Source organism: Oleiphilus sp. HI0128 (genome assembly GCF_001635365.1).
In genome coordinates this window covers 1-7,926 of sequence record NZ_LWGG01000396.1, presented here as the reverse complement: position 1 = coordinate 7,926, position 7,926 = coordinate 1, and the positions used below count along the sequence as shown (strand labels likewise).

6 protein-coding genes are annotated in these 7,926 nt (G+C 45.3%); 2 read left to right on the top strand and 4 right to left on the bottom strand.

What is annotated here, in order from left to right; all coding sequences use genetic code 11:
• Both A3763_RS04895 and bioA read left to right on the top strand, forming a co-directional pair.
• On the top strand, positions 1–1,842 hold a 1,842-nt coding region (locus A3763_RS04895), incomplete at its 5' end, for a DUF4105 domain-containing protein (protein WP_068759923.1).
• A 292-nt stretch (positions 1,843–2,134) separates the two neighbouring features.
• Positions 2,135–3,433: an adenosylmethionine--8-amino-7-oxononanoate transaminase gene (gene bioA, locus A3763_RS04890; RefSeq protein ID WP_068553619.1), complete on the top strand. Its 1,299-nt coding sequence runs from the start codon at positions 2,135–2,137 to the stop codon at positions 3,431–3,433.
• On the opposite strand, the gene A3763_RS04885 is transcribed toward bioA, so the two are convergent.
• From A3763_RS04885 to truB, 4 genes are all read right to left on the bottom strand, one after another.
• Positions 3,424–3,894, bottom strand: coding sequence for a YiiD C-terminal domain-containing protein (locus A3763_RS04885; RefSeq protein WP_068515199.1), 471 nt, complete (start codon positions 3,892–3,894; stop codon positions 3,424–3,426). The two genes, bioA and A3763_RS04885, sit on opposite strands and share 10 nt — an antisense overlap.
• A gap of 133 nt (positions 3,895–4,027) precedes the next feature.
• A complete protein-coding gene (gene pnp / locus A3763_RS04880; protein ID WP_068515201.1) occupies positions 4,028–6,121 on the bottom strand; it encodes a polyribonucleotide nucleotidyltransferase in 2,094 nt (697 codons plus the stop codon).
• A gap of 323 nt (positions 6,122–6,444) precedes the next feature.
• Positions 6,445–6,714 (bottom strand): 30S ribosomal protein S15, encoded by a 270-nt coding sequence (gene rpsO, locus A3763_RS04875; RefSeq protein ID WP_068509647.1) that lies wholly within the window; start codon positions 6,712–6,714, stop codon positions 6,445–6,447.
• A gap of 108 nt (positions 6,715–6,822) precedes the next feature.
• Positions 6,823–7,857, bottom strand: coding sequence for a tRNA pseudouridine(55) synthase TruB (gene truB / locus A3763_RS04870; RefSeq protein ID WP_068515203.1), 1,035 nt, complete (start codon positions 7,855–7,857; stop codon positions 6,823–6,825).
• Positions 7,858–7,926: the final 69 nt, after the last annotated feature.

Here is a 7,926-nt window from a genome sequence, read left to right as displayed (position 1 = left end):
CTTGCCTGTCTAAGCTTTAACTCTCTCGCGCAAACGATACCAGATTCAAAACTTACTTCCCTAGCGGATAATGAACAATGGCTCGACCTTCTTCATTTTCACCAAATAGGCTTTATTCCGCGATTTGAAAGTCAGGTTGATGACGACAGTTTTTTTATCGCTCCAGACGGAAAGTACTCGCCAAAGTCTGAGCTCAAGGCTAATATTGCAGCGTTTACTGGCGACAGCAGCAACCTTGAGCTTATTTGCCAGTTCCCTGCTCGTTTTCATTGGCTAACACAACAACTCCCTGAATTGAACTTCCCCGAAGCCAAGTGCCCAGATTATGAGGACTGGTTCGCCAAGATCGACCCTAAAAGCTTAACCTTAAGCTTCCCGGCGGCCTATCTGAACAGCCCCTCCTCAATGTTTGGACATACCTTTATTCGTATAGATCGCGCCTCTGGCAGTAATGCACTACTAGACTACAGCATCAACTTTGCCGCCAATGCCAACCCTGACGATAATGAGCTAGTCTTTACCTATAAAGGTCTTTCCGGTGGCTACCCCGGTGTCTTTACAATTCTCCCCTACTATGAAAAAGTCAAAGAATACAGCCACCTGGAGTCACGCGACGTTTGGGAATACGCTTTAGACCTGACACAAGAAGAGGTCGAACAGTTTGTCCGACACACCTGGGAAATAAGAACGGTTCATTTTGATTATTATTTTGTAGATGAAAACTGCTCCTACCAATTACTCACCTTATTGGATGCAGCCAGCGAACGCTTTAACTTCGTCGACGCCTTCAAACTCAGCGCAATCCCTTCCGATACAGTACGCGCCATTGAACAAGCAGGAGCGGTAAAGCACGCACGTTTTCGCCCTTCTACCTTAAGCCTGATGACTCAGATGATCGATAACTTAAGCGATGATGAGATCCACCTTGCCAGGAACTTGGTAGAAGATAACAAGCTTGCAACAAACCACTTGCAAAGATTGGATACAGAAAGTCAGGCAAAGGTTTTGGAATTGGCCTACCAATACAGCCGCTACCTGGCAGTGAGAAAAAAATCCGACCTTCCACACCTTGGCAAACGAACGATCGAACTACTTTCGACTAGAAGTAAGATCGATAAGACTAAAGTATTTCCAGACTTTCCAACACCTAAGTATCGTGACGATCAAGGACATAACTCACGCCGATTAACGCTAGCCGGCGGTTATGACGGCAGCCACCATTTCCAGCAACTGGAAATTCGAGCAGCATACCATGATCAACTGGATGCCTTACCTGGCTATATTCAAGGCGCTAAACTTGAAATGCTTAACATGAAAGTTCGTCGTACCGAGGTAAATAACGAGGCAAAGACTCGACTCCAAGAACTGAAACTCATCGATATTGCCTCCTACACACCTCGAAACCTACTAATTACACCAATTTCCTGGCATGTTGCGACAGGCTTTTATCGACCTCGCAGCGCCCCTGAAGAGTTAAGCAGTTTTTTGAATGCTGGTGGAGGGCTGAGTTATGAATATCTTGGGCAGCGTCTATACATCCTTACTGACGGAGAACTGAATCTCGATAATGATATCGATAAAGGCTACTGGTTAGCAGCAGGCCCCCGACTTGGCTGGCTAAGCCAGCATGAAGACTGGAACCTAAAGCTAGAAGCCTATCGCCCCTTTGATCTCTTCGGCGCTAAGTTCAAGCGCTTGGATATTGAGCTTGGCTTTAGCTTCAACCTTGGTGCTCAATGGCAAATCCGGGCACAAACGGCTTACCACAGCTTTTATCAGCAACAAACCAAAGAACAAGCCTATCAGCACTCCTCCAGTTTTTCTCTGGTTCATTATTTTTAAGAGTAAGAAAAAGGGTTTCTCAATCGAAAACATACATTCCCTCGTCTCGCTGGCAGGGTTAGCGCGGGGTAGACTCAGCGAGGGGTGGAACCCTCTGCCTACAGATATGAGGTTATACTATTATTGTAGGTAGAGCCTTCCATGGCTCGCTAGCGGGTTAGCACGAGATATACTCATGCGAGAGCTGAAACCCTCTGCTGATTACGTCTAGACCAATAAAAAAATAGAAACTACCTGAACGAAACCATATCATTTAAACTGGCATGATAAATTTGAATCAGAGATATAAGCTATGAGCGACAGCACCACGCTAACTGCCCTTGAGATCGACCGCCAACATATCTGGCACCCCTACAGTGCAATTGGTGCACCCCATAAGATTTTTCATGTCGAATCAGCTCAAGGTTGCACACTCAAGCTAAAAGACGGAACAAAGCTAATAGACGGCATGGCGTCCTGGTGGAGCGTCATTCATGGTTATAATCACCCTACACTAAATGAAGCCCTAAAAGCACAATGCGACAAAATGTCTCATGTCATGTTTGGCGGTCTCACGCACGATCCAGCCATCGAGCTAAGCAAACTCCTGGTTGAGATCAGCCCTCAAAAATTAGAGGCTGTATTCTTCGCCGACTCAGGCTCTGTGGCCGTTGAAGTCGCCATGAAAATGGCAATTCAGTACTGGCATGACCAAGGCAAACCCAAGAAGCAACGCTTTATCTCGCTACTTAATGGCTATCATGGCGACACCTTTGCGGCCATGTCGGTGTGTGACCCGATAAACGGTATGCACTCACTGTTCTCAGAAACCTTAACCAAGCAGTTCTTTGTTCCAGCACCCACATCTAAGCCAGGTGAAGCCTGCAATGAACATGACAAGCAAGCCCTTAGAGCAGCGCTTGAGAACCACCACCAAGATACCGCAGCCATTATTATGGAGCCTATCGTTCAAGGTGCCGGGGGAATGCGCTTTTATTCTGAGTCCTATTTGAGAGAAGCTCGTAAACTTGCAGATGAGTTTGGCGTTCTGCTAATTTTTGATGAAATTGCTACCGGCTTTGGCCGTACCGGAAAACTCTTCGCCTGTGAACATGCCGAGGTAACACCCGACATTTTATGCCTAGGCAAAGCCATCACCGGTGGCTACATGACCCTCGCGGCGACGCTTACGACGAGACATATCAGTGATACCATCAGCTCAGGTAACCCAGGCGTTTTCATGCACGGCCCAACCTTTATGGCCAACCCTCTCGCTTGCGCTGTAGCATTGGCAAGCGTAAAGCAGCTTTTAGACTCGCCTTGGGAAGATCGTTTAGCTAATATCGAAACCAAGCTAAAACAAGGCTTAAGCCCATGCGCCAAGCTAGACAGCGTAAATGAAGTACGTGTCTTGGGTGGAATCGGTGTTGTCGAATTATATGAAGCCGTCAATATGGCTGAGATACAAGGCCGCTTCGTTGAGCAAGGTGTTTGGGTGCGCCCCTTTGGTAAACTCGTTTACGTCATGCCGCCTTATGTCATGAGCAATGATGAACTAGCAAAACTCTGTCAGGCCATCCATCACGTTATCAAACACTATCATCAAGTTTGAGCGGCTAATACTGCGTACTTACCGCTAAACTTAACGCAGGTTTTGCCATTCTCATCCGGGACGCTCACCTCAATATGGAAGACCGATTTTCCAAGCCCGGTGTGATGGTGCTGAGCTTTTTCCAAGATTTCGGGTGCAGGTGCATAAGCCGTGGCGACAAGCCGGCCTCTCAGTGGCCGAAGGTAGTTGATCTCCCCCTTGGCAACAACGATATCTCCCTTAAGCCCTAGCGCTTCAGCTTTAAGCTGAGTCATTCCCCAACCGGCGATCACACAGAGATTGTATAAGCTTCCACCAAAAGCGGTGCCTTTATCGTTAATATTCTCTGATAACGGTGCGCTGACCTTTAGTGTTTCGCCATCATAGGCATCAATAGAAACCTGGGCGGCACGAGCCAGCGGGAGATGTTTGATGAGAAAGGCCTCTAGCGCCTGCCCTTGCTTAGAATAATTTTCCACCATTACCGCCTCTCACTGTTTCCTACTCTTTTTTATTGAAGGTATTTTAAGCATAAAAAAAGGGAGGTTTTCAAACCTCCCTTCCTTTAATGGCCACTCAATGCACTGCAAGTGACCTAAGTTTCATCACTAAAGCTTATTCAGCTTCAGCTAATTCTTTCATGCTTAGCTTGATACGGCCTCGGTTATCGACATCTAGAACCTTAACCTTAACCATCTGACCCTCTTCAAGAACATCAGTTACTTTCTCAACACGCTCATTTGAGATTTGAGAAATATGAACCAAGCCATCTTTACCAGGCAAGATATTAACGAATGCACCGAAATCAACGATACGCTCAACTTTACCTTCGTAAACCTGACCAATTTCAGCTTCAGCAGTGATACCCATAATCATATCGATAGCTGCTTGAGCACTCGCATTGTCTTCACCAAATACCTTGATAGAACCGTCATCTTCGATATCAACTGATGCACCAGTCTGTTCAGTAATAGAACGGATCGTTGCACCACCTTTACCGATAACGTCACGAATCTTGTCAGCGTGAACACTCATGGTACGCATTGCAGGAGCCTTGTCAGACAAGTTCTCGCGAGATGCATCAATTACCTTGTTCATTTCACCAAGAATATGAATACGAGCATCGTGTGCCTGCTTAAGTGCGATATCCATGATCTGCTCATTGATACCTTCGATCTTGATATCCATCTGCAAAGCAGTAATACCTTCGTCAGTACCCGCTACTTTAAAGTCCATATCGCCTAAGTGATCTTCATCACCCAAGATATCAGTCAGAACGGCAAAGTCATCACCTTCTTTAACCAAGCCCATTGCGATACCCGCAACTGGCGCAGCTAAAGGTACACCCGCATCCATCATTGCCAAGCTGCTTCCGCAAACACTTGCCATTGAGCTAGAACCGTTAGATTCTGTGATTTCAGATACACAACGAATTGTGTATGGGAATTCCTCAGCGGTAGGCATAAGCGCCTGAAGACCACGCTTAGCCAACTTACCATGACCGATCTCACGACGACCTGGAGGACCCATACGACCACACTCACCTACAGAGTAAGGAGGGAAGTTGTAGTGCAACATGAAGTTTTCTTTGTATTCGCCAGCATAATCGTCAACGATCTGTGCATCACGAGAGGTACCTAGCGTTGTCGTAACAATCGCCTGAGTCTCACCACGTGTAAACAAAGCTGAACCATGAGTATTCGGCAGTACACCCACTTCAACCTTTATAGGACGAACAGTGCTGTTGTCACGACCATCGATACGAGGCTCGCCTTGCGTGATACGACCACGAACAATTTTCTTTTCTAACTTAGAGAAGTAAGCTTTAACGTCATCTGCAGAAGGTGAATCTTCCGCATCGGTCACTAGCTTCTCAACAGCAGCAGCTTTCAGCTCACCTAGTGCACTGTAACGTGCCATTTTGTCGCTAATAGAGTAAGCAGCTGTAATACCTTCCGCTGACTCAGCCGCAACAGCTTCAGCAAGCGCAGTGTTCACTTCTTCAGGAGTCCAGTCCCACTTCTCAGTGCCTACTTCTTCAGCAAACTCGGTTACAGCAGTAACGATTGCCTGCATTTCCTGGTGAGCAAACAAAACAGCGCCCAGCATTTCGTCTTCAGTCATTTCTTTTGCTTCAGACTCAACCATCAATACTGCGTCTTTGGTGCCCGCTACAACCATGTCTAATAACGAATCTTCCAACTCAGCGTTTGTTGGGTTAAGTGAATAACCATCTTCATCAGTAAAGCCAACACGTGCTGCACCGATAGGACCATTGAACGGAACACCTGAGATAGCCAACGCAGCAGAAGTACCGATCATCGCTGCGATATCTGAGTTGTCAGTTTTGTTTGCTGACATAACAGTACAAACAACCTGAACTTCGTTCATGAAACCATTTGGAAACAACGGACGAATTGGACGGTCAATTAGACGAGAAGTTAGCGTCTCTTTTTCAGAAGGACGCGATTCACGCTTGATGTAACCACCTGGGATTTTACCAATCGCATACTGTTTCTCGTTGTAGAAAACAGATAATGGGAAAAAGTCTTGGCCTGGCGCAGTTTGTTTAGCTGCTGTTACCGCAACCAATACTGCGATATCGTCCATTGTGACTAATACAGAACCTGTTGCTTGACGAGCGATTCTGCCTGTTTCGATTGTAACTTCTGACTTACCGTACTTAAATTTTTTAATAACCGGATTCACATCGGCTCCTTAATTTATTTTCTTTGATTTAGCTTCGCTAAATGACAAGGACTAAAAGCTTTACGTCTCAGTGTTCTTACTTCTTTGAAGAACGAGCTCAGAAAAAACACTCAGACATAAAACTTTACGGCCTTCTAACAAAGCACTTTTACATTTACCTTAGCTGCACAAACAACTAAGCGTGATGACAATCACATAAAAAAATATGATTATCGATAAAAAAGAACCGGCATGTCTATCTTTCAAGACATGCCGGTACTTTATTTATGACTTCATAACAAAATCATAGTCATCTCTAAAACAAAGCTCAAAAAGCTTACACCTTAGCGACGTAGACCTAAGCGAGCGATCAAGTCTAAATAACGCTGACCGTCCTTACGCTTCAAGTAGTCCAACAACTTACGACGCTGGTTAACCATACGGATCAAACCGCGACGTGAATGGTGGTCGTGCTTGTTACCCTTGAAGTGGCCTTGCAATTTGTTGATGTTAGTTGTCAACAATGCAACCTGAACTTCTGGAGAACCAGTATCACCTTCAGACTGTTGATATTCGCTTACTACTTTTGCTTTTTCTTCGGCATTAAGAGCCATAGTTATTTCCTCAATATGCTAATTAAAACTTAAGCCAACCGCGCATATTTACAGTCAACTCGTTTGCGAAACTTGTTTTCTTTCTACCGTTATTAGTTTGAAAAAGACCTATACCTGTGTCGCAATTTCATTAAAGTTGACGAGTCGACTAGGTTGTAACATACCTTCTTCGTCAATTTCAGCGACACCAGCAAAGACATATTGCTGACCATCTTTTTCAAAGGTAGATTCAAAATACTGCTTGAATATTGTCTGCTCGACACTTAAATTTTGGCATAAAGTATCAACAGGCAGATAAATACAGACAAAGCCAGTATTTTCAAAGTCGGCTATTCTAACCGCTTGTCCATTTAATATCGAGCTTACAAGCTCATTTTTTAGGCATACTTTGGGTGTATCAGGCAATAAACTGTCAATTGGCAGTAAATTGACATCTAAAACTGCTTCCAAGCCTTCACCTAAAGCAAGTTCTTGAGACATTTCGTCCAAAGCAAGCATCTTAACAGTGCTATCCAACATGAAGTGCCCGGCCTTAAAACGACGCAACATTGAGACATGCGCACCACAGCCCAGTTCATTACCAATATCTTCCACTAATGAGCGAATATAAGTACCTTTCGAACATTCGACAGTCAAATCGAGCTGCTTTTCGCGTAACTCATCGAGCTCAAGCCTGAAAATACTAACTGGGCGTGCAGGACGCTCTATCGTGATACCTTTGCGCGCATATTCATATAAGGGGCGACCCTGATGCTTTAGCGCAGAATACATAGATGGCACCTGCTCTATGTCACCTTTAAATTTCTCTAGCAAGCTTAATAAGGGAGCTTCACTGAGTGCAGGCACTTCTTTGATCTCGACCGTTTCGCCATCACTATCACCGGTCGTCCGGATATCTCCTAGAGTCGCGGTTGTGTAATAGCCTTTATTCGCATCAAGTAGATAACGNGAGAACTTGGTTGCCTCACCAAAACAAATTGGTAAAACACCCGTCGCTAGAGGATCAAGACTTCCGGTATGACCTGCTTTTTGAGCACCAAATATCCGCCGAGCTTTTTGCAAGGCAAAATTTGAAGTCATCCCTTGAGGCTTATCAAGCAACAACACCCCGTTTAGCAGGCGTCCTTTTCTTCTACGCGCCAAAGGGACTAGCCTTCGTTATCCGTAGGAGTATTGGAATCTTCATTCCCCTCATCGACAGACAAATCAGCG